The 19453-nt window shown below is 24.7% G+C and carries 21 protein-coding genes; 10 read left to right on the forward strand and 11 right to left on the reverse strand.

The annotated features are described in order from the left end of the window. Nucleotides 1–96 precede the first annotated feature (96 nt). From CP965_RS09250 to zupT, 4 genes are read left to right on the forward strand one after another with little or no spacing between them, the layout of a single operon-like run. A complete protein-coding gene (locus CP965_RS09250) occupies nt 97–921 on the forward strand; it encodes an AraC family transcriptional regulator (RefSeq protein ID WP_129061807.1) in 825 nt (274 codons plus the stop codon). Between the two features lie 40 nt (nt 922–961). Further along, nucleotides 962–1600 carry a LysE family translocator gene (locus CP965_RS09255; protein WP_129061808.1) on the forward strand — a complete coding sequence of 213 codons (639 nt, stop codon included), beginning with the start codon at nt 962–964 and terminating at the stop codon, nt 1598–1600. A 46-nt stretch (nt 1601–1646) separates the two neighbouring features. Continuing rightward, nucleotides 1647–2498: an NAD(P)-dependent oxidoreductase gene (locus CP965_RS09260; protein WP_129061809.1), complete on the forward strand. Its 852-nt coding sequence runs from the start codon at nt 1647–1649 to the stop codon at nt 2496–2498. Nucleotides 2499–2500: 2 nt separating this feature from the next. Continuing rightward, nucleotides 2501–3340: a zinc transporter ZupT gene (zupT, locus tag CP965_RS09265; RefSeq protein ID WP_129061810.1), complete on the forward strand. Its 840-nt coding sequence runs from the start codon at nt 2501–2503 to the stop codon at nt 3338–3340. Here zupT and CP965_RS09270 read toward each other — a convergent pair. The 5 genes from CP965_RS09270 to dnaA all read right to left on the reverse strand — a co-directional run bounded on the left by CP965_RS09270 (nt 3337) and on the right by dnaA (nt 9273). Further along, nucleotides 3337–3732, reverse strand: a complete 396-nt coding sequence (locus CP965_RS09270) for a DUF3010 family protein (RefSeq protein WP_129061811.1) — start codon at nt 3730–3732, stop codon at nt 3337–3339. The two genes, zupT and CP965_RS09270, sit on opposite strands and share 4 nt — an antisense overlap. A 62-nt stretch (nt 3733–3794) precedes the next feature. Next, nucleotides 3795–4328 (reverse strand): hypothetical protein, encoded by a 534-nt coding sequence (locus tag CP965_RS09275; protein ID WP_129061812.1) that lies wholly within the window; start codon nt 4326–4328, stop codon nt 3795–3797. A 59-nt stretch (nt 4329–4387) separates the two neighbouring features. Then, on the reverse strand, nt 4388–6706 hold the full coding sequence (gyrB, locus tag CP965_RS09280; protein ID WP_129061813.1) for a DNA topoisomerase (ATP-hydrolyzing) subunit B: 2319 nt from the start codon (nt 6704–6706) through the stop codon (nt 4388–4390). A 21-nt stretch (nt 6707–6727) separates the two neighbouring features. Beyond that, entirely contained in the window at nt 6728–7798 is a 1071-nt protein-coding gene (gene dnaN / locus CP965_RS09285) for a DNA polymerase III subunit beta (RefSeq protein ID WP_129061814.1), read from the reverse strand. A gap of 167 nt (nt 7799–7965) precedes the next feature. Next, entirely contained in the window at nt 7966–9273 is a 1308-nt protein-coding gene (gene dnaA, locus CP965_RS09290; protein ID WP_129061815.1) for a chromosomal replication initiator protein DnaA, read from the reverse strand. Between the two features lie 190 nt (nt 9274–9463). Here dnaA and ruvC point away from each other — a divergent pair, with 190 nt between their 5' ends. Further along, on the forward strand, nt 9464–9931 hold the full coding sequence (gene ruvC / locus CP965_RS09295; protein ID WP_129061816.1) for a crossover junction endodeoxyribonuclease RuvC: 468 nt from the start codon (nt 9464–9466) through the stop codon (nt 9929–9931). Nucleotides 9932–10598: 667 nt separating this feature from the next. Here ruvC and CP965_RS09300 read toward each other — a convergent pair. Then, nucleotides 10599–11456 (reverse strand): helix-turn-helix domain-containing protein, encoded by an 858-nt coding sequence (locus CP965_RS09300; RefSeq protein WP_129061817.1) that lies wholly within the window; start codon nt 11454–11456, stop codon nt 10599–10601. Between the two features lie 115 nt (nt 11457–11571). Here CP965_RS09300 and purN point away from each other — a divergent pair, with 115 nt between their 5' ends. Genes purN through CP965_RS09320 form a run of 4 tightly spaced genes read left to right on the forward strand, consistent with a single transcriptional unit; the run spans nt 11572 to nt 14102 of the window. Continuing rightward, nucleotides 11572–12147, forward strand: a complete 576-nt coding sequence (gene purN, locus CP965_RS09305) for a phosphoribosylglycinamide formyltransferase (RefSeq protein WP_129061818.1) — start codon at nt 11572–11574, stop codon at nt 12145–12147. 49 nt (nt 12148–12196) lie between these two features. After that, the gene (locus CP965_RS09310; protein WP_129061819.1) at nt 12197–12562 is read left to right on the forward strand and encodes a response regulator; all 366 of its coding nucleotides are present in this window, start codon (nt 12197–12199) and stop codon (nt 12560–12562) included. Beyond that, nucleotides 12562–13182, forward strand: a complete 621-nt coding sequence (locus CP965_RS09315; RefSeq protein WP_129061820.1) for a chemotaxis protein CheX — start codon at nt 12562–12564, stop codon at nt 13180–13182. Before CP965_RS09310 ends, CP965_RS09315 begins: the two co-directional genes overlap by 1 nt. A 2-nt stretch (nt 13183–13184) precedes the next feature. Further along, the gene (locus CP965_RS09320) at nt 13185–14102 is read left to right on the forward strand and encodes a diguanylate cyclase (RefSeq protein ID WP_129061821.1); all 918 of its coding nucleotides are present in this window, start codon (nt 13185–13187) and stop codon (nt 14100–14102) included. Here the strand turns inward: CP965_RS09320 and CP965_RS09325 are convergent. The 3 genes from CP965_RS09325 to CP965_RS09335 form a co-directional block, all read right to left on the reverse strand. After that, on the reverse strand, nt 14097–14702 hold the full coding sequence (locus CP965_RS09325) for a trimeric intracellular cation channel family protein (RefSeq protein ID WP_129061822.1): 606 nt from the start codon (nt 14700–14702) through the stop codon (nt 14097–14099). The genes CP965_RS09320 and CP965_RS09325 overlap by 6 nt on opposite strands. A 68-nt stretch (nt 14703–14770) precedes the next feature. After that, nucleotides 14771–16144: a sensor histidine kinase gene (locus CP965_RS09330; RefSeq protein ID WP_228712704.1), complete on the reverse strand. Its 1374-nt coding sequence runs from the start codon at nt 16142–16144 to the stop codon at nt 14771–14773. Further along, nucleotides 16137–16805 (reverse strand): response regulator, encoded by a 669-nt coding sequence (locus tag CP965_RS09335; protein WP_129061824.1) that lies wholly within the window; start codon nt 16803–16805, stop codon nt 16137–16139. Before CP965_RS09335 ends, CP965_RS09330 begins: the two co-directional genes overlap by 8 nt. A gap of 109 nt (nt 16806–16914) precedes the next feature. Between CP965_RS09335 and CP965_RS09340 the strand changes: the two genes are divergently transcribed. Beyond that, complete coding sequence (locus CP965_RS09340; RefSeq protein WP_129061825.1) at nt 16915–17397, forward strand: multidrug resistance efflux transporter family protein; 483 nt, start codon at nt 16915–16917, stop codon at nt 17395–17397. 5 nt (nt 17398–17402) lie between these two features. Here CP965_RS09340 and CP965_RS09345 read toward each other — a convergent pair whose 3' ends face one another. Both CP965_RS09345 and CP965_RS09350 read right to left on the reverse strand, forming a co-directional pair. Next, on the reverse strand, nt 17403–17756 hold the full coding sequence (locus CP965_RS09345) for a diacylglycerol kinase (protein ID WP_129061826.1): 354 nt from the start codon (nt 17754–17756) through the stop codon (nt 17403–17405). Next, on the reverse strand, nt 17753–19363 hold the full coding sequence (locus tag CP965_RS09350; RefSeq protein WP_129061827.1) for a phosphoethanolamine transferase: 1611 nt from the start codon (nt 19361–19363) through the stop codon (nt 17753–17755). The genes CP965_RS09345 and CP965_RS09350 overlap by 4 nt, the downstream gene beginning before the upstream one ends. Nucleotides 19364–19453 lie beyond the last annotated feature (90 nt).

The following is a 19453-nucleotide window of genomic DNA, read 5'->3' on the forward strand; positions in this document are numbered from 1 at the left end:
TTTTATCTCCATAATATATATTATTTATTTTAACATAATTCATTTTTAAAACTAAAAAAATTGGAATCTAAATATTAATTACAATATACTTTCATTATGAAAGATAAAACTTTTACAAAAATTTTTACCCATGAAAAAATGCCTTATTTAGAACTTAGATATTCAAATAATACTAAACATTATAAAAAACATTTACATGATACTTTATCAGTAGGTATGAATATAAAAGGTAAAACTATTTATACAAATAAAGATAAGAAATATGATTTTGAAATTGGTATGTTAGCACTTGTAAATCCAAATGAAATTCATTCTTGTAATCCTATTGATAAAATACCAAACTTATATTATATGCTGTATTTAGATCAAAAATGGTGCTATGAACTTCAAAAAACTATTTGCAAAGAAATAATTGATTTTGTACCTTTTGAAAAAGAATTAATAACTGATAAAAGATTTTATGATGAATTTAAACTTTTATGTGAAAATCTTTTTAGTAATGTTACTAATGAAGAAAAAGAAGAAGAATTAATAATATTTTTTACAAAACTCTTTAAAACTTATTTAAAAGAGGATTATAATAAATTATCAAAAAATGAAGAAAATATTTTTGAAAAGATAAAAATATATATTCAAGAAAACTATAAAGATAATATTTCTTTAGAAAATCTATCAAAGACTTTTAATCTAAATAAATTTTATATAATTAGATTATTTAAAAACAATTTAAATATAAGTCCCCATTCTTATTTAATAAACCTCAAAATTAATGAAGCAAAAAAACTCTTAAAAAAAGGCTTTCCCCTTGCCGATACAGCTTTAGAGTGTGGTTTTGTAGACCAAAGTCACTTCCATAGAAATTTTGTAAAAATTGTTGCAACAACACCAAAAGAATATCAACTCAATTTTGTACAAGACTAAAAAAATATAAATATTTATAATTCCATAAAAAAGAGGATTTATGGAAATTTATATTTATGGTTTTTTAACACTTGCTTTAGCACATTTTATGGCTTTATTAAGCCCTGGAGCTGACTTTTTTATTATTCTTTCAAATTCATCAAAATATGGAAGACTTAGTGGTATATTAACCTCAATTGGTATTGCTTTTGCAAATTTAGTTTATATTTTATTAGCTTTATTTGGTATATCTTTAATCAAAGATAACCAAGCTGTTTTTTTAATAATTAAAACACTTGGCTCTTTTTATCTTTTATATCTAGGTTTTTTACTCTTAAAATCAAAAAAAAGAGATATTTTTAAAGAAAAAATAGAAAGAAAACAAAAAAGAAAAGATATTTTAAAATATTTTTCTCAAGGTTTTTTTTCCGCAATATTAAACCCAAAGAATTCCATTTTTTATTTCACTATGTTTTCTATATCCTTACAAAATAATATTGGAATTTTTGTACAAAGTTTTTATGCAGCTTGGATGTTTTTTGCTGTACTTTTTTGGGATATATTCATTGTATATTTAGTTACAAATAAAAAAAGTAAATCTTTCTTAGAAAAATATTCATATTATGTTGAAAAAGCTTCTGGTTTTATACTTTTTTTTATAGGAATCTCAATACTAATAGCTACTTATATAATTGATTAAATTTTTAACTAATTTAACTATAATATAAAAAACTAAAAGGATTATCATGGCACTTGGATTTATAGGACTTGGAAATCTTGGTCAAGCTATAGCTAAAAGGCTTACAGATATGAGTGAAGAAATTATAGCTTTTAATAGAACAAAATCAAAAATTGAAGATTTAGGATATAAAATTGCAAATTCTCCAAAAGATTTAATTGAAAAGTGCGATATTGTTATTTTATGTCTTTTTGAATCAGATGCTGTAGAGAATATTTTTAATATGCAAGAAGGACTTTTAAGTGCTGATTTAGAAGGTAAAACAATTATTGATTTAACAACAAATCATTTTGAACAAGTATTAAACTTTCATAAAGTAATTGATGAAAAAGGTGGAGAATATTTAGAGTCACCTATTTTTGGAAGTGTTGCACCAGCTTTAGAAGGTCTCGTAACAATTGTGGCTTCTGGAAAAAAAGATACTTTTGATTCTTGTAAAACAATTTTAGAAAAAATTGGTAAAGAAATATTCTATTTAAAAGAGCCAGGGAAAGCCTCTAAAATGAAATTAATCAATAATCTATGTCTAGGGTCATTTATGGCTACGATTGCAGAATGTACTGCTTTAGGAGACGCTTGTGATATATCAAGGGATAAGTTATTAGAAATTTTAGGAGTAGGTGGTGGACAATCACTTGTTTTAAAAGCTAAAACACAAAAATTATTAGAAGAAGATTATTCTCCTCATTTTTCAAATAATGCAATATACAAAGACCTTCATACTTTACAAGATTTAGCTTACAGTTTGAATCAACCTTTATTTACGGCAGCTGTACCAAAGGAACTATTTGGAAAAATGAAAAAAGATGGAAAAGGTGAAGAAGACTTTTGTTCAATAGTTCAATTATTTAAAGACTAAATATGGAAAATCTTGAGTTTAGCCATTATCTAATAGCCTTTTCATTAACACTATTTGCAGGACTCTCAACTAGTATAGGAGCTATTTTAGCTTTCTTTTCAAAAAAGAAAAACTATACTATCCTTTCACTGGGAATGGGATTTTCTGCAGGGGTTATGATATATGTCTCTTTTATGGAAATATTAAAAAAAGCTCAAGACTCTTTTACTATTCTTGTATCAAATGAAGCCTATGCTGAATTATTAACTTTAATTTGTTTTTTTCTTGGAATTGCATTAAGTGCTATTATTGATAGATTAATTCCAGAAGATGTAAATCCCCATGAACCAAAGTCTAATCAAGAATTAAAAGAACTTAAAACTGATCATAAAACTATAAATGCTAATGCTTTAAAAAGAACAGGACTTTTTACAGCTTTAGCTATTGGTATTCATAATTTTCCAGAAGGATTTGCCACTTTTATTTCTGCACTTGATAGTTTAACATTAGGAGCAACCATTGCCCTTGCAATTGCCATACATAATATTCCTGAAGGAATGGCAGTAAGTTTACCAATTTATCATGCTACAGGAGAGAGAAAAAAAGCTTTCTGGTATGCAACACTATCTGGTTTTGCAGAACCTGTAGGAGCTATATTAGGATACTTTTTATTATTACCTTTAATGGGAGATGCAACCTTAGGAATAACCTTTGCAATAGTCGCTGGAATTATGATTTATATATCTTTTGATGAATTATTACCAGCAGCTAGAGTATATGGAAATGCTCATACAACTATAGCTGGTTTAGTTTTTGGAATGTTTATTATGGCAAGTAGTTTACTACTATTTAAATTTATTTAATAACTATATAAAGCACATAAATAAGCTTGCTCTTGATACTTTTTTAAAGAGTTTGGAAACTCTATTTGGTTTTTCTTTTCAAAGGAAGATATAGATTGAGCCGATATTAGTTCAACTTCACAAAGAGGATTAAGTTGGATCAAACCTTCTAATTTAAAAGTAACAGCTCCTCCAGCAAAATTACCTTTTTTTGCTCTTTTTTTAATAACAACTTTTTCTATATTTTCATTTTCCAAAAATAGTAAAAACTCATTACAAAATTTTCTAATATCTTCTTGTTTTTCATCATCTTCAAGGGTAAGCTTTTTTATTTTTAAGTCTAAAAAGTTTTTATTATCTAAAACAACTAATATTATATTATTAGCTTTTAATTCAATTCCACAAATTTTCATTTAATACCTTTTTTAAATTTATGAAATTATAGAGTTTTTTTTTGATTAATATTAATTTTATTTCAATTTGTAAGATTTTGATTTTTACTTAATTTTTTAAAAATCAGTCTTTGAATCTCTTTATTAACTAATTGAGAAGATTTTAATTTATTATTTTCATTTGGTATTGAGCCCATTACTTTTTGGCAGTTATCACAAATAAAATCTATTTTACTAACTTTTAAAGTAAACTTTGAAGTTGTATCATCATAATAAAGCGTCTCACCACAAGTAGGGCAAAAACATTCTAAATCTGAAATATTATCTTTATTCCATTTCCATTTCCATTTTATATTATAAAAAACATCTTCTGTATATTTTGATCTATTTTTTCTTATTAATTTAACAGAAACAATTAAAATAATTATTAATATTATTGGTAAAACTTGAATCCAAATAGGTATTTCAGAAAATTTTTCATCATAAAATAGAACTAGATTATTTTTAATTTCTATAAAGTTATCGTAAAAAGAAAAAGGTAAAAAAATAAATACTATTACAGCAATAATAGCTATGATAACTTTAGCTTCATATGATAAAAAGCTTTTTTTTCTCATCAAAACTCCAAATAAAAATATGTAATAAAAGGGAAAAATAAAGAGGGAAATTCCCTCTTTTATACATCTAAGTGTTCTACGTCTTTTGCGTGTTCTTCAATATAATTTCTTCTAGGTTCTACTTCATCACCCATAAATAAAGTAAATGTATCAGAAGCAACTTCTGCATCTTCAACTGTTACTCTTAATAGTCTTCTATCTTCAGGTGTCATAGTAGTTTCCCATAACTGTTCAGGGTTCATTTCCCCAAGACCTTTATATCTTTGGATATATGCACCTTTTTTTGCTAATCCTTCAATATCGTCTAAAATTTCAACTAAATCTTTGTCAAACATTGAAATATCTCTTTCAACTAGTCTATTATAAATATAAGTTGCTTCAGAAAAATAAGGAGAAGCAAATAATTCATCATCTATTACAAGTTCTTCTAAACCTTCATTTGTTTGAACAAATAATTGAATTTTTTCTTCAGTTATATTTTTAGATAAAATATTATAACCTTTATTTTCTAAGAAGTTTTTAACTACTTCATAAAGTTCACTTTGTTCTAGTTTTACTAAATCTGAATTTTCTATTAAGTGTTTTAATACAGAAATTAGAGAATATCTTTTTTCTAATTGTTTTAACATTCCTCTATATCTAGATACTGTTTTAAATAAGTCTACTAAATCATTTTTTCCAAGTAAGTCAAATTCAAAATTTTCAACTCCATTTTCAATTAAAAAATTAGATAATGCTGTATCATCCTTTAAGTATCTTTCATGCTTTCCTTTTTTATATCTATATAAAGGTGGTTGAGCAATATATAAATATCCTTTATCAACAATTGGTCTTAAAAATCTAAAGAAAAATGTTAATAATAAAGTTTGAATATGAGAACCATCGACATCCGCATCGGTCATAATAATAACTTTGTGATATCTGATTTTTTCTTCATCAAAGTCTTCACCAATACCACAACCAAGTGCAGTAATCATATTTCTAATTTCATCAGATTTTAAAATTTTATCAAGTCTTGATTTTTCAACATTTAAAATCTTACCTTTAAGTGGTAAAATTGCTTGATAAACTCTATCTCTACCTTGTTTAGCAGAACCACCAGCTGAATCTCCCTCCACCAGGTATAGTTCTCTAATTTCTGGATCTTTACTTTGACACTCAGCTAACTTTCCTGGAAGTGTTCCAACTGTCATAGCATCTTTTTTTCTAGTTAAATCTCTAGCTTTTTTAGCTGCTTCTCTACCACGTGCAGCCATTAAAGCTTTTTCCATAACAGCTTTTGCCTGAACAGGATTTTCTTCAAAATATTTATCTAACATTTCATTAGTTAATTTTTGACAAATTGGTTTAACATAAGAAGAACCTAGTTTTCCTTTTGTTTGACCTTCAAATTGAGGTTCAGGAACTTTAACTGAAACTACTGCAATTAAACCTTCTCTTACATCATCACCTGTAATTTTTGTATCTTTTTCTCTTGCTGCTGCATTATTATTTACATATTTAACAATTGATCTTGTAAGTCCAGCTTTAAAACCAGCTTCATGGGTACCACCATCTATTGTTCTAATGTTATTTACGAAAGAAATAGTTTTTTCTGTATATGTTGAATTATATAATAAAGCAATATCAACTTCTATATCTTCTACTTTTTCAGAAAAAGAAATAGAATCACAAATAGGAGTATCTTTATTTAAATCTTGAACAAATTGATTAATTCCACCTTCAAAATGATAAACTTCTTTTACTTTTTTAATTTCATCTTCAAGTGTAATTGAAATAAATGGATTTAAATATGCAACTTCTTTAAATCTTTTTGAAAGAGTTGCAAAATCATATGCATTTACTTCAAATATTGAATCATCTGCTAAAAATTCTATAGTAGTACCAGTTTTTCTTGGACTATCACCTATAACTTCTAAAGGAGATTTTGGAATACCTTTTGAAAATTCTTGGTAATGAATTTTACCTTCTCTATAAATTGTCATTTTTAATTCACTAGAAAGTGCATTTACAACAGATACACCAACCCCGTGAAGACCACCAGAAACTTTATATGTATCTTTATCAAATTTACCACCTGCATGTAGTACTGTTAAAACAACTGTCGCTGCACTCATTTTTTCAGTAGGATGCATAGCTGTAGGAATACCCCTACCATCATCTTCAACTTTAATCCAATGATCTTTTGTCATTGTAACTTTGATATTTCTACAGAAGCCAGCCATTGCTTCATCAATAGAGTTATCAACTACTTCATAAACCATATGGTGAAGACCATTTGTATTAGTATCACCAATATACATTCCTGGTCTTTTTCTTACAGCTTCTAAACCTTTTAAAACTTTAATATTATTAGCGCCATACTCTTGTTGACTCATTATAGGTTTCCTTCTTTAAATTTATTTTTCTAAAACAATTGGCATTACAATTGTATAAAACTTTTCATCTTCTAAGTAAAATGGTAAATTTGATTCATTAAAGCCTACTTTAACATTTTCGTTATTTGTTTGGCTTAAAAAGTCTAATAAATATTTAGCATTTACTGCAAGATAAAATTCTTGATCAATATTTAATTCAATATCTATTTGTGTTTTTGATTCTGTATCTTCATCTAATGATTCAAATACAATAGATTGTGGTTTAAATGTAATTTTAATATTTGAGAATAATGAAGTTACAAGTTTAATTGATTCTACTAAAATATTTTTAGGAATTGATAAATTGTATTTTAAACTTGGTGGAATAATTCTTTCATAATCTGGGAATTTACCATTGAATAACTTAGTAAAAAATCTCATATTTTCTGTTGAAACTATTAAATTGTTTTCATCATATGTTATTTTTGCATTATCTAAAAATAGTTTTTGTATTTCAATAATTGCCTTTTTAGGAATAATAATTTGACCTTCATTATTAGACATATTTTCTAAATAAGAAATTGCTAATCTTCTTGTATCTGTAGAAACAAAATTTATTTTTGAACTTTTTATATCAATTAATGCACCATTTAATTCAAATTTAGGATTGTTATTATCTATTGATGGTGTAATTTTTTTGATTGAATTAATAAAATTAATTGTAGAAATACTTAAGTCTGTTAAGTTTTCATTTACAATTAAATTTGGATATTCATCTGCATCATACATTGGTAATTTGAAAGTTGATTTATTTTGTTTAATTATTAGATAGTTATCTGTTGTTTCAATTATAATATCTGCATCTTTTAATCTTTTAATTATACCTAATAAGTTAGAACCATTTACTGTAGCTTTTCCATATATAGCTTCAGAAATTGAATCAATTTTTGATTCTAAACCAATTTCATAATCTGTAGCTTTTAATATTAATGATGATTCATTTACTTCTAAATAAATATGAGAAGTAATTGAACTTGCATCTTTTTTTTCTAAAAATGGTTGCATAGATGAGATTACATTCTCAAATACACTTTTTGTAATTATGAACTTCATTTTATTAGCTCCTATTATATTTTATTAATTAGTGGAAGTAGTAGGCAATGTGAAAAGATGAAAACTTTAACGTTGACTCTAAAAGTAGGGACTTTAATAGAGTGAAAACATTTTGATAATAGTTCACATCTTTTCACACTTTGTACTGAAACTTTTTTTCCACTCCTTTAATTTATGATTTTATTTTTTAAATTTTGAATGATTAATTTAAAATTTTCATCTGTTTCAATTAATTCATTTGTTTTTTGAATATTTTTTGAAATAGAACTATGATCTTTCATTCCTAAAAACTTAGCAATATCTGGCATAGAATTGTGTGTAAGTTCCCTTGCTAGGTAGATTACAACTCTTCTTGCATTTGCAACTGTTGCTGTTCTTTTTTTAGATTTAATATCACTTGGTTTGATATTTAATTCATTTGCAACAAGTGAAATAATATCTGGTAATTTGATATTATCCTTTTTTTCTTGTATTTGCTCTTTTAATAGACTTTGTGCAAGTTCTAAATTGATTTCTTGGTTAAGTAAAGAAGCACTTGCATTAATTCTAATAAGTACTCCCTCAATTTCTCTAATAGAATTATCTAAATTAGTTGCAATGTAGTTGATTATCTCTCTACTTAAATGAATACCATTTAGTTCACTCTTTTTTTCTATAATTGCAATTTTAGTTTCAAGACCTGGAATTTGGATATCTGCTGTTAATCCCCATTCAAATCTTGATTTTAATCTATCTACTAATCCTGCAATTTGTGAAGGGAGTCTATCTGAAGTCATAACAATTTGTTTTTTAGCATTATGCAATTCATTAAATGTATGGAAAAATTCTTCTTGAGTTTGTTCTTTTCCAGATAAAAATTGAATATCATCAATTAATAAAACATCGCATTTTCGGTATTTACCTCTAAAATGTTCCATGTTTTTATTTTTAATTGAAAAAGTAAAATCATTCATAAACTGTTCAATTGTTACATAAATAACAGTTTTTCCTTTTTCAATTGCATCATTACCAATTGCTTGTAAAAGGTGAGTTTTTCCTAGACCAGTTCCCCCATAAATAAATAAAGGATTATACTGAACTCCTGGTTTTTCTGAAACTGCTAAAGAGGCATTATATGCCATCTGGTTGGAACTTCCTACTACAAATGAATTAAAAGTATATGAAGGATTTAATATAGTACTTTCGGCAGTTTCGTTTTTTGCTTTTTCTGAGATAATTTCTTTTTTACTCTTTTTTTCACCAGCAATTTTTATTTCAATATCTGGTTTTGTTCCATCATAAGTTTCAAAACATTGTTGAATTAAAGAGGTAAATTTACTTTTTATCCATGAGGCAATATATTTATTTGATACTTCAAATACAGCTATTTTATCATCTGAAGATATTTTTTTATAGGTTAATTGTTTTAAGTATCTTTTATAATCAGAAGGATTAGCTTCATTTTTGATAATTGATAAAAACTCTTTACTTGTCATTAAATTAAACACTCTTTTTATATAAATTGTTAGATTATAACTAAAAGTAGATTAAAAGTTTTTCACGTGTGAATACAATATTGATAAATAAGTGAAAAAAAAATCTTCTTTAAGTGAAAATTTATATATAATTGACCAATATTAAAGCAGTTTAATATGTGAATAAATAAAAAATAGGAAATGTGAAAAGTTGAAAATATTAGGAATAGATCCAGGAACAAGAAATTGTGGATATGCAGTAATTGAAAAAAATGGAAGAGATATAAAACTTATTGAAGCAGGATTAATAAAAATAAAAACAAAAATACTTCAAGAACAGATTGTTGAGATGTGTGAAGGTTTAGAAATGATTTTTAAAAAATTTGATATAAACGAAGTTGCAATAGAAGATATGTTTTATGCTTTTAATCCTAAAACAGTTATTAAATTGGCCCAATTTAGAGGAGCAATTTCTTTAAAAGTATTACAAGAGTCTGGAAATTTTTCTGAATATACCCCCTTACAAGTAAAACAAGCAGTTACAGGAAATGGAAAAGCCCAAAAAGAACAAGTGGCTTTTATGGTAAAAAGACTTTTAGGAATAAAAAAAGAGATTAAGCCACTTGATATTACAGATGCAATTGCAGTTGCACTTACACATTGTCAAAGATTAAAATGAAGTTTTCATAATTAAAACTTGTATATATTAATATATTCATCAGGAATTTTAATAGGATAAAATCCTTCTTGAAATATGTATATTAAAAAACATGCAAAAATAAAACCTAATATGTTTATTAAATAAAATAAAAATATATTTTTTCCTTTACTTACTATTAAAAATAAACTAATAATTGCAAAAAAATAATAAATTATAAAGTAATAGGAAAAAGGTTTTATTTGTACGCCAGATAGGGCAAAATAAATATTAGTATCGAGTTTAAATATGATTCTTCCTATTAAAATTGCAAAAATGTGGTTTATTAAAAAATAAACAATATAAATTTTTGAGAAAAAAACAAATTTTTCAATAATAGTTTTTTTTAATTGTCGTTCATTCCATAATTTTTTTATAGTTATAAATAGTTGAAAAAGAAAACTAAGTATTAAAATTATTTCAATGAAAACATTTCTATAAACAAGTCTAATTGTTTCCATAAAATTAATATGTTCATTTATTGAAATCATTAAAAATAAGTGATTTAATAAATGGAAAAAAATGAAAACTACAATAAGGTAAAAACTAAATTTATTAAAAAAATTATAGTATTTTGAGTCAGTCATGGATATCCTTTTTTATGAAATAATATAAAAAAAGATGATTTATTACTTGGAAAAAAGCGACATTAATTTTTATATTTTTTAAATGAAAATTTTTTTGCCATTTCAAGTTTTTTTTGAAAATATTGTTTTGGAGTTTCTTTCATAAATGTTTTGAATTCATTAATAAAATGTGATTGATCAAAAAAACCTTTGTCATATGATATTGATGTAAAAGAATTAATCATTAAAGAACTCAATGTTTTTTTTGTATCTTGTATTCTAATAATTCGACAATATACTTTAGGGCTTAGACCAACTTCTTTTTTGAATCTTCTTTGAACATGTCTTAAACTTAATGAAAACTCTTCACATAATTCTTCCAAATTTATATTTCCTTTATTAAATTTTATTTCATTAATAAAATCAAAAATCCAAGGAGAATTTTGTTGTTTTGAGTTATTTAATTTATTTAAAAGAAAAGATTCTAATATAGATATTTTATTTTTTAATTTTTTTTCTTTAAATAATTGTTTATATAAATTATCAATTTGCCATGAGGAACTATTTTCAATAATATGTATATTTTTATCAAAGCCTGAAATATCTTTATCAAAAAATCTATAAACTCCTGCTGCATTAAAGCGAACACCAATGATATCAATATCTTTTTTTGCTTTTACAAATGCAGGATTTTTGGATGGTGGAAAATATAAAAATTTTTCTTTACAAATCTCAGTTTTATCTTCAATTGTTAATGTAAATTCTGAAGAGAAATTAATTATAAAACCAGAGTTTCCATCAGAAACAATTTTTAAGGGCAAGAAAGAAGGTATTTTTTTAAATTTTACAATCCAAAAAGATTGTAAAAAAGGTTTTAATTCTTTACAAGGTTCTATAAGTTTAAAACCAATATTATTCAATTCTTCATTAAAATAATTCATTTTCCATCTTAATAAATATTTTATATATTATATCTTTTAAAAAATAAAGCAAAGTTAATAGATATTTTTATTAAATTCTATTATAATTTCCAAAAAATAGTTTAGGATATTAATAATGAAAAGAATAGGGATTTTATCATCTCATAATGGTAGTGGGTTTGATGCAATTCAAAAAGCTTGTGAAGAGAAAATTTTAGATGCACAAGTAGTGTTAATAATATCAAATAATACAAATGCCAATGTACTAAAAAAAGCAGAAGTAAAAAATATTCCAAATTTTGTAGTTAATAATAATAAATTTCCAAATGAAAATTTGGATGAAAAGATTACACAATTAATGGAAAAATTTAAAGTAGATTATATATTTTTATCAGGGTATATGAAAAAAATAGAAGAGAATTTAGTAAAAAAATTTGAAAATAAAATTATTAATTCTCATCCTGCACTTTTGCCAAAATTTGGTGGTAAAGGTATGTATGGAATAAATGTACATAAAGCAGTAATTGAAGCAGGTGAAAAAAAATCAGGTTGCACAGTACATTTTGTTAATGAAAACTATGATGAAGGTAAATTTATTTTACAAAAAGAATTGATTTTAAAAGAAAATGAAACTGTTGATAGTTTAGAAGAAAAAATTAAATTACTTGAAAGAGAAACTATAGTTGAAGCATTTAAAACTATTGTAAAATAAATATAGTATAATAGGATAATGTTTTATTAAATTATTTTTTGGAGAGAGTATGAAATGTTTAGTTGTTGATGATTCTAAAATGGCAAGAAGGATGACTATTAAGGCTTTAAGTGACTTAATTTCCGAAAATGATGAAATAATACAAGCTTCAAATGGTGAAGAAGCATTTAATTTATATAAAGAATATAATCCGGATATTTGTTTAATGGATTTAACAATGCCTGTTATTGATGGTTTTGAAGCTACTTTAAATATAAAAAAATTTGATGAAAAAGCAAAAATTATTATTATAAGTGCAGATATTCAAGAAACATCAATGGAAAAAGCAAAAAAAAATGGAGCATTAGGATTTATAAAAAAACCTGTAAATAGTGATAATTTAAAAGTTATGTTAGAAAAATTAGGATTATTTTAATGACTGAATATATTGAATTTGATGAAAATGAAAGAGACTGTTTACAGGAACTAATGAATATATCTTATGGTTCAGCAACAGCAGCAATTGCAGATATAATAAATAAAGAAGCTACCCTTTCAATTCCTAATATACAAACAGTAAATACAAAACAATTTAAAGAGTATTTAAAAGAGAAACTTGGAAACCAAGTAGATTATTTTATTACTAATCAATTAATAAGTGGTTCTTTTTGTGGTGAAACAATGTTTGTAATTGATAGAAAATCTACTGAAAATTTAGCTTTAGAATTTGATTTAGAAGGAGAAGAACTTAAAGATGATGATGAATTAAAAGATGTTATTTTAGAAATCTCAAATATTATCACATCAACAACTTTAAGTAAATTAGCTGGATTAATTGATTCTAGTATTTCTTTTTCTCCTCCTCAAATTGAAATTGTAAGAGACTCTAATAGCTTTTATAGAAGTTATATAAATGAATATAGTCATATAATTATTATTTCTACTGATATAATTTTTCAAGAACAGAATATTAGAGGGGAATTATTAATTCTTTCAAAAGATAATGCAACTATTTATTTAAAAGAAGCATTAAATAAAATATTAGAAGAGTTTTGATTATGAATTTTGATAATACAATATTTAATACAATAGATAATGGGATTATAATTTTAGATGAAAATTTAAATATTTTAGCTTGGAATAGATGGTTAGAAATTCGTACTGATATTTTGGAAAAAGATATTGAAGGTCAAAATATTTGTGAGAAATTTACTTATATAGATAATAAAAAACTAAAAAGAAAAGTTAAAGCTGCATTAGTAACAAAAAATCCTTCTTATTACAATGTAGATCCTCATCAACATTTAATCAAAATTAAAATACATTCAATTAATTCAGTATATGAATATATGCAACAAGATGTTACGATAGTACCTTATGATATAGATAAAAAAATAGTTTGTTTATATATTTATGATAAGACTGCTTTATGTGAAATAAATTTAAAACTTGAGAGACTAAATGATGAATTAATTGATTTATCAAATAAAGATTATTTAACAAAAGTATATAATAGAAGATATTTTAATGATTTTGCAAAGAAAGCAATTGAGTTAGCAAAAAGAAGTGAACATGACTTAAGTATTGTTGCAATTGATATTGATAGGTTTAAAACAATAAATGATACTTTTGGACATATTATTGGAGATGAGGTATTAGTTACTATTTCAGATATTTTAAGAAATACTATTAGAAAAAGTGATATTGTTGCAAGATTTGGAGGAGAAGAATTTATTCTTTTATTAAATAATGCTTCTTTAAAAGATGCTACAAAAATTGCAGAAAAAATCAGAAAAATAATAGAAAATACAAAAATTGAAGTTGATGGAAAAGAAATTAATATGACTTCTAGTTTTGGAGTAGCAACTTTTAATAAAGAAAATGAAGAAGATATTACTTCAATTTTACAAAGAGCAGATGATCTTTTATATATTGCTAAAAAACATGGTAGAAATAAAGTAGTAAGTTCTTTATAGCTTTGGTAAACTCCATTTTCTATAATAAGCAAGAAGTCTTAGAGTAACTCCAAATATAAAAGTTAAAGTTAAAGTAAAAATAGAAGTTAATTCAACTAAATGTAAAAAATATGTTATTAAGCCAATAATAATTGCAACTGTTCCATAAAATTCTGAAATTAATATTGATGGAACCTTATTAATTAAAATATCTCTTATTGTTCCTCCTCCTACAGCAGTTAAAAATGCAAGCATTAATACTCCAAGAAAATTGAAGTCAGCTTTTATTCCAATAAGTGCTCCTGTTATGGCAAAAGAAACTAAACCTATAGCATCAGATATAATAAAACCAGTTTTTCCTTCAAGATCAGTTATTTTATGAAATTTAAAAATAAAGGCAAGAAATAAAGTAATTGTGACTAAAATAATAGGAAGATTATTATTTAAAACATAAGGTGTATTATTAGCTATTACATCTCTTATTATTCCTCCACCAAGTGCAGTTAAAAAGGCGGAAATGAATATTCCTAAAATATCTAGTTTATAGTGAACAGCAATTAAAAAGCCACTAAGAGCAAATGAAATAATACCTATAATATCAGCAATTTCTAAGGGAGTCATTCTTCTTCTTTTTTAAAATATTATACTCTATTTGCTCTTATATTCAAATGGAAGTTTAAATAATGTTATTAGTTAGCTTTAAATATAAAATATACTTTAGTTCCAAAATTCTCTTTACTTTGAAGTTTTATCTCTCCTTTATGAATCTTTATAATCTTTTCAACAATTGACATTCCAAGCCCAGTTCCACCAGACTCTTTATTTCTACTTTTATCTGTTCTATAAAATTTATCAAAGATTTTTTCTTGATCTTTTTTTGAAATACCAATTCCCTTATCTTCTATGCAAATGATTTGTTTATCATTATCTTTATAGATTGAAATGGTTACTATAGAGTTTTCATGGCTAAAAGTAATGGCATTTTTTAAGATATTTTTTAAGGCTATCTTTAATAGCTTGTGATGACCTTTTATTTGTAGAGGTTCTTTTATTTGACATTCAAGGTTGATATTTTTTAATTTAGCAAAAGCTTGCATCTCTTTATAGGCTTCAAGAGAAACTTCATCTAAATATATCACTTCTTCTTTTTTCTCTAAAACTTCATGTTCATTTTTAGCTAAAAATAGTAAATCATCAATTGTTTGTTGTATAGTAATAAGTTCATCTAAGCAGTTTGATAAAGTATCTTTATATTCACTTGATTCTCTATCTTTTCTTAAAGCTATTTCTATTTCTCCTCTAATAATTGTAAGGGGCGTTTTTAATTCATGGGAAGCATCTGAACTAAACTGAGAAATCTTTTCAAATGATATTTGCAGTCTTTGTAAAAGATTGTTTATCTCTTGAGACAATAAATCTATTTCATCATTTTTATTTTTTGATTCTAACCTTTTTGATAAATCACTTGCATTAATACTTTTTAAATTTTGAAGTAGTTTTTCAATAGGTAAAAAAGATTTATATATTAAGAAGTATCCTCCAATAATAGATAAAATTAAAATAATAGGAACTATAAATAGCAAAATATAAACTAGGTTTTCTAGTGTAGAGTTTACAGTAGAAAAGTTTGTTGCAACTTCAAGAATATAATAGTTATTATCCATTTGGATTTTTAATCTACTAATTATATAGTGCTCTTTATATTCGAATTTTATTTGATTTAAAGTAAGAGCATTTAAGTCTTTGTTTTTTATTTTAATATCACTTGGAAAGTTTGTATTTTTTATCTCTTTATAACTATCTTCTTTTTTTAAAAGCCTTATATATAAAGGTTCAAACTTATACTCTTTTTCTTCATCAAACTCTCTTGTATTAAGCTCTTCTTTATGCTCTATAATATCATCTGTAATATCAAGTAAAATCACTTTTAATGTGGCTTCTAATTTATCCTTTGAGGATACTTCCAAAGTTTTATAAATTGAAAATGAAAAAAGCATTAAAATTAATACTTGAATAAAGATATTATAAATAAGAAGTTTTCTTTTAATTGATAGATTAGTCATCACTTATTTTAAACCCTAAACCTCTAATTGTTTTGATAAGTTTCTTTTCATATGGCTTATCAATTTTATTTCTTAGTCTATAAATATATACATTTACAACATTACTCATGTTCATATCATCCATATTACTTAAAGAAGAACTAATAACACTTTCTGATAGAACTTTGCTTTTATTTTTTATTAAAAACTCTAATAGGGCAAACTCTTTTGCTGTAAGATTTATAGTATCTTCACCTCTTTTTGCTGTTTTAGTTAATAAATCTAATTCTAAATCAGCTAATTTTAGAGTTGTTTGATTTTGATTAGTAGGTCTTAGTTGCACTCTTATTCTAGCTAGTAGTTCACTAAATGAAAAAGGTTTAGCTAAATAATCATTTGCTCCAATATCTAAGCCTTTGATTTTGTCTTCTATAGAATCTTTTGCAGTAAGCATTATAATAGGAGTGTATATAGAATTATTTCTTAGTGTTTTGCATACTTCTATACCATCTTTTATAGGAAGCATTATATCTAGAAGTATTAAATCATAGCTATTTACACTTGCTAGGTAAATTCCCTCATCTCCATTTAATGAGTAATCTACACTATAAGATTCTTCTTCAAGACCTTTTTTTAAAAAGTTAATAATTTTTTCATCATCTTCAATAATTAAAATTTTCATAACAAAATTATATTACAATAATATGAATATAAAATGAACGATTATTTTAGATTAAAAATAAACAAATAAAATTTTTATTAGGAAAATATTTGAATAAATTTATAAAACAATGAATAGTTATGAAAAAAGTCCTTTATATCTTTTAGTTATTGGGTTACTTGCAGCACTATTTTTTAGTGCAACTTTTGTTATTAATAGAGCAATATCATTAGAAGGCGGTCATTGGTATTGGACTGCATCATTAAGATTTTTTTACACTGTTTTATTTTTAGCATTAGGTTTTATATTTTTTAAGGGCTTTGATTATTTTAAAAAGATTTTAAAAGATTATATAAATAGATTTTGGTTTTATACTATAAGTGGAATCATAGGTTTTGGATTTTTTTATTCAATTTTATTTTTGTATGCTAGAAGTATTGCTACTAGTTCCTCAAAACTTGTGATTGTAGATGCTTCTCAATCAGGGGAAGTTTTTTTTGCCTTGATTGCAGAGATGATTTTCTTATCAGCCTTAGCTCCAAGCGTAACTAGTCTATTTGGAATATTTTTGACAATATTTGGTTTAATCCTTTTAGTTAAATTTGGCAAATAATCATATTAATTTAATAAAATGACTAACCAAGTTATTGTACAAATGGTGATGCTTATAAAAACAATGGCACTTCCAACATCTTTTGCTCTTTTTGCCATATGATTGAATTCTAAAGTTACTAAATCAACAGTTCTTTCAATGGCGCTATTTATTATTTCAGCTAGTAAAACACCACTAAAAGTGATAAATAGAAGTAGTTTATTTGTTATTGATTCATCAACAAAAAATATAGTAGGCAAAAGAATAATTGCAAAGAGAAGTTCAATTTTAAATGAACTTTCACTTTTTATTAAATCTTTTAATCCATTAACTGCATATGAAGTATTTTTTATAAAATTATATTTTGGCTGATTTCTCATTTTTGCTCTTTTCTAATAGTTGATAATATATCTAGCTTCTTATTGTAAGCATCTGTTTGCACTTCAAATAATCCAAGAATAGTGTGAAATAAGTTATCTTGAGAAAAATCATTATTTTTTATACTATTTAGTCTATTTAAATCCAATTGTCTTTTCATACTATCTCCAAACCACATAAGTGATGCTACATGAGTTTGCTCTTTTGGGGCCATAAAATAAGGCATTCCATGAAGGTATATTCCATTTTCCCCAAGACTTTCTCCATGGTCACTCATATAAAACATAGCAGTATCATATTTATTTGAATATGGTTTTAAAAAATCTATTACTTGTGATAAGAAGTAATCAGTATGCAATATTGCATTATCATAGGCATTTGAAATTTCTTCTTTTGTACACTTTTCTAATTGGTTTGTTTTACAAATAGGTTTAAACTTTTCAAATCTTTCTGGATATCTTTTATAATATGCAGGTCCATGATTTCCCATTTGATGTAAGATAATAAAGATATCTTCACTTTTACTATCTTTTATAAATTTATCTAAACCTATTAACATTCCTTCATCTCTGCATTCGCCGTTTTCACAAATAGTATTTAAATCTTTAGATTTATAATCCTCATATTTTACTCTTACTGCAACACCTTTAGAAGAAGAGTTATTATCTCTCCATAATATATTTACATCTTTTGTATGTTTTAAAACATCAAGTAAATTTTCATTTGATACGGCTTTACTATGACTATAGTTATCTCTTGTAAATTTAGAAAACATACAAGGAACAGAGTATGCAGTAGAAGTTCCACAGGATGACATATTTGAGAAGTTATATACTTCTTCTTTTTCTAAAAGTGGGTTTGTATCTCTTTTATATCCATTTAAAGAGAATCTATCTGCTCTAGTTGCTTCCCCTACTACCATTACAATTAGCTCTTTTTTATGTTCAGGTGTTTCATCAATAAGTGCATCATCCCCAGTTTTTTTAACAATAATTTTTCCAGTGAAATATGTCTTCTTTGTATAATTTACTATGGCAAACATCCAGTATGTAGGATTTGCATAATATTTAAGTGTTTTATGTTCTCTAAAAAAAGAGGTGTAAAATTTACTTGTACTAAAAAGTGTAATAACAATAAGAAGTAAAATTAATAGTAGAGTTTTTATTTTTCTAAAACTCTCTTTCTTAAATGAACCATAATCAATATTTGTTTTATAAACTAAAAAACTTGGAATTATTCCTAAAAATATCACATATAAAACTAACTGGAAACTAAATAAATCAAGGCTTTCATTTAGATTTGTTTCCAATGCATTTCTAATCATTTCTTTATCTATAATCACATTATAAGTATCCATAAAATAAGCGGTAAAAGATGAAACCATTAGTAGAATAATTAAAAAGGGTTTTATATAATATCTTGAACTAAGTAAAGATAATACAAAACTTATAAATAAAAACAGAGTGAAAAATATACTTATTGTATAAAGTATGTTAATGCCAGTAAAACTATATGCTAAAGAAAAATTTCTAAAAAATGAGAAATTGTAGAAAACTGTAAATAGTAAAGATATATAAATTATAAGCTTGTATTGCGAGATTTTTTTCATTGAGTTCCTTTGTTAAATTAAAAAAAATTTTATAGAATAAGCATTAATGAATAAGAAATTATGAGTTAATAAAGATTTAACACTTTATGA

The organism is Halarcobacter mediterraneus (genome assembly GCF_004116625.1).
GTDB lineage: Bacteria > Campylobacterota > Campylobacteria > Campylobacterales > Arcobacteraceae > Halarcobacter > Halarcobacter mediterraneus.

Coding starts and splice junctions, on each gene's coding strand:
- CP965_RS09250 (WP_129061807.1), top strand. CDS start 97: ATGAAAGATAAAACTTTTACAAAAATTTTTACCCATGAAAAAATGCCT.
- CP965_RS09255 (WP_129061808.1), top strand. CDS start 962: ATGGAAATTTATATTTATGGTTTTTTAACACTTGCTTTAGCACATTTT.
- CP965_RS09260 (WP_129061809.1), top strand. CDS start 1,647: ATGGCACTTGGATTTATAGGACTTGGAAATCTTGGTCAAGCTATAGCT.
- zupT (WP_129061810.1), top strand. CDS start 2,501: ATGGAAAATCTTGAGTTTAGCCATTATCTAATAGCCTTTTCATTAACA.
- CP965_RS09270 (WP_129061811.1), bottom strand. CDS start 3,732: ATGAAAATTTGTGGAATTGAATTAAAAGCTAATAATATAATATTAGTT.
- CP965_RS09275 (WP_129061812.1), bottom strand. CDS start 4,328: ATGAGAAAAAAAAGCTTTTTATCATATGAAGCTAAAGTTATCATAGCT.
- gyrB (WP_129061813.1), bottom strand. CDS start 6,706: ATGAGTCAACAAGAGTATGGCGCTAATAATATTAAAGTTTTAAAAGGT.
- dnaN (WP_129061814.1), bottom strand. CDS start 7,798: ATGAAGTTCATAATTACAAAAAGTGTATTTGAGAATGTAATCTCATCT.
- dnaA (WP_129061815.1), bottom strand. CDS start 9,273: ATGACAAGTAAAGAGTTTTTATCAATTATCAAAAATGAAGCTAATCCT.
- CP965_RS09300 (WP_129061817.1), bottom strand. CDS start 11,456: ATGAATTATTTTAATGAAGAATTGAATAATATTGGTTTTAAACTTATA.
- purN (WP_129061818.1), top strand. CDS start 11,572: ATGAAAAGAATAGGGATTTTATCATCTCATAATGGTAGTGGGTTTGAT.
- CP965_RS09310 (WP_129061819.1), top strand. CDS start 12,197: ATGAAATGTTTAGTTGTTGATGATTCTAAAATGGCAAGAAGGATGACT.
- CP965_RS09315 (WP_129061820.1), top strand. CDS start 12,562: ATGACTGAATATATTGAATTTGATGAAAATGAAAGAGACTGTTTACAG.
- CP965_RS09320 (WP_129061821.1), top strand. CDS start 13,185: ATGAATTTTGATAATACAATATTTAATACAATAGATAATGGGATTATA.
- CP965_RS09325 (WP_129061822.1), bottom strand. CDS start 14,702: ATGACTCCCTTAGAAATTGCTGATATTATAGGTATTATTTCATTTGCT.
- CP965_RS09330 (WP_228712704.1), bottom strand. CDS start 16,144: ATGACTAATCTATCAATTAAAAGAAAACTTCTTATTTATAATATCTTT.
- CP965_RS09335 (WP_129061824.1), bottom strand. CDS start 16,805: ATGAAAATTTTAATTATTGAAGATGATGAAAAAATTATTAACTTTTTA.
- CP965_RS09340 (WP_129061825.1), top strand. CDS start 16,915: ATGAATAGTTATGAAAAAAGTCCTTTATATCTTTTAGTTATTGGGTTA.
- CP965_RS09345 (WP_129061826.1), bottom strand. CDS start 17,756: ATGAGAAATCAGCCAAAATATAATTTTATAAAAAATACTTCATATGCA.
- CP965_RS09350 (WP_129061827.1), bottom strand. CDS start 19,363: ATGAAAAAAATCTCGCAATACAAGCTTATAATTTATATATCTTTACTA.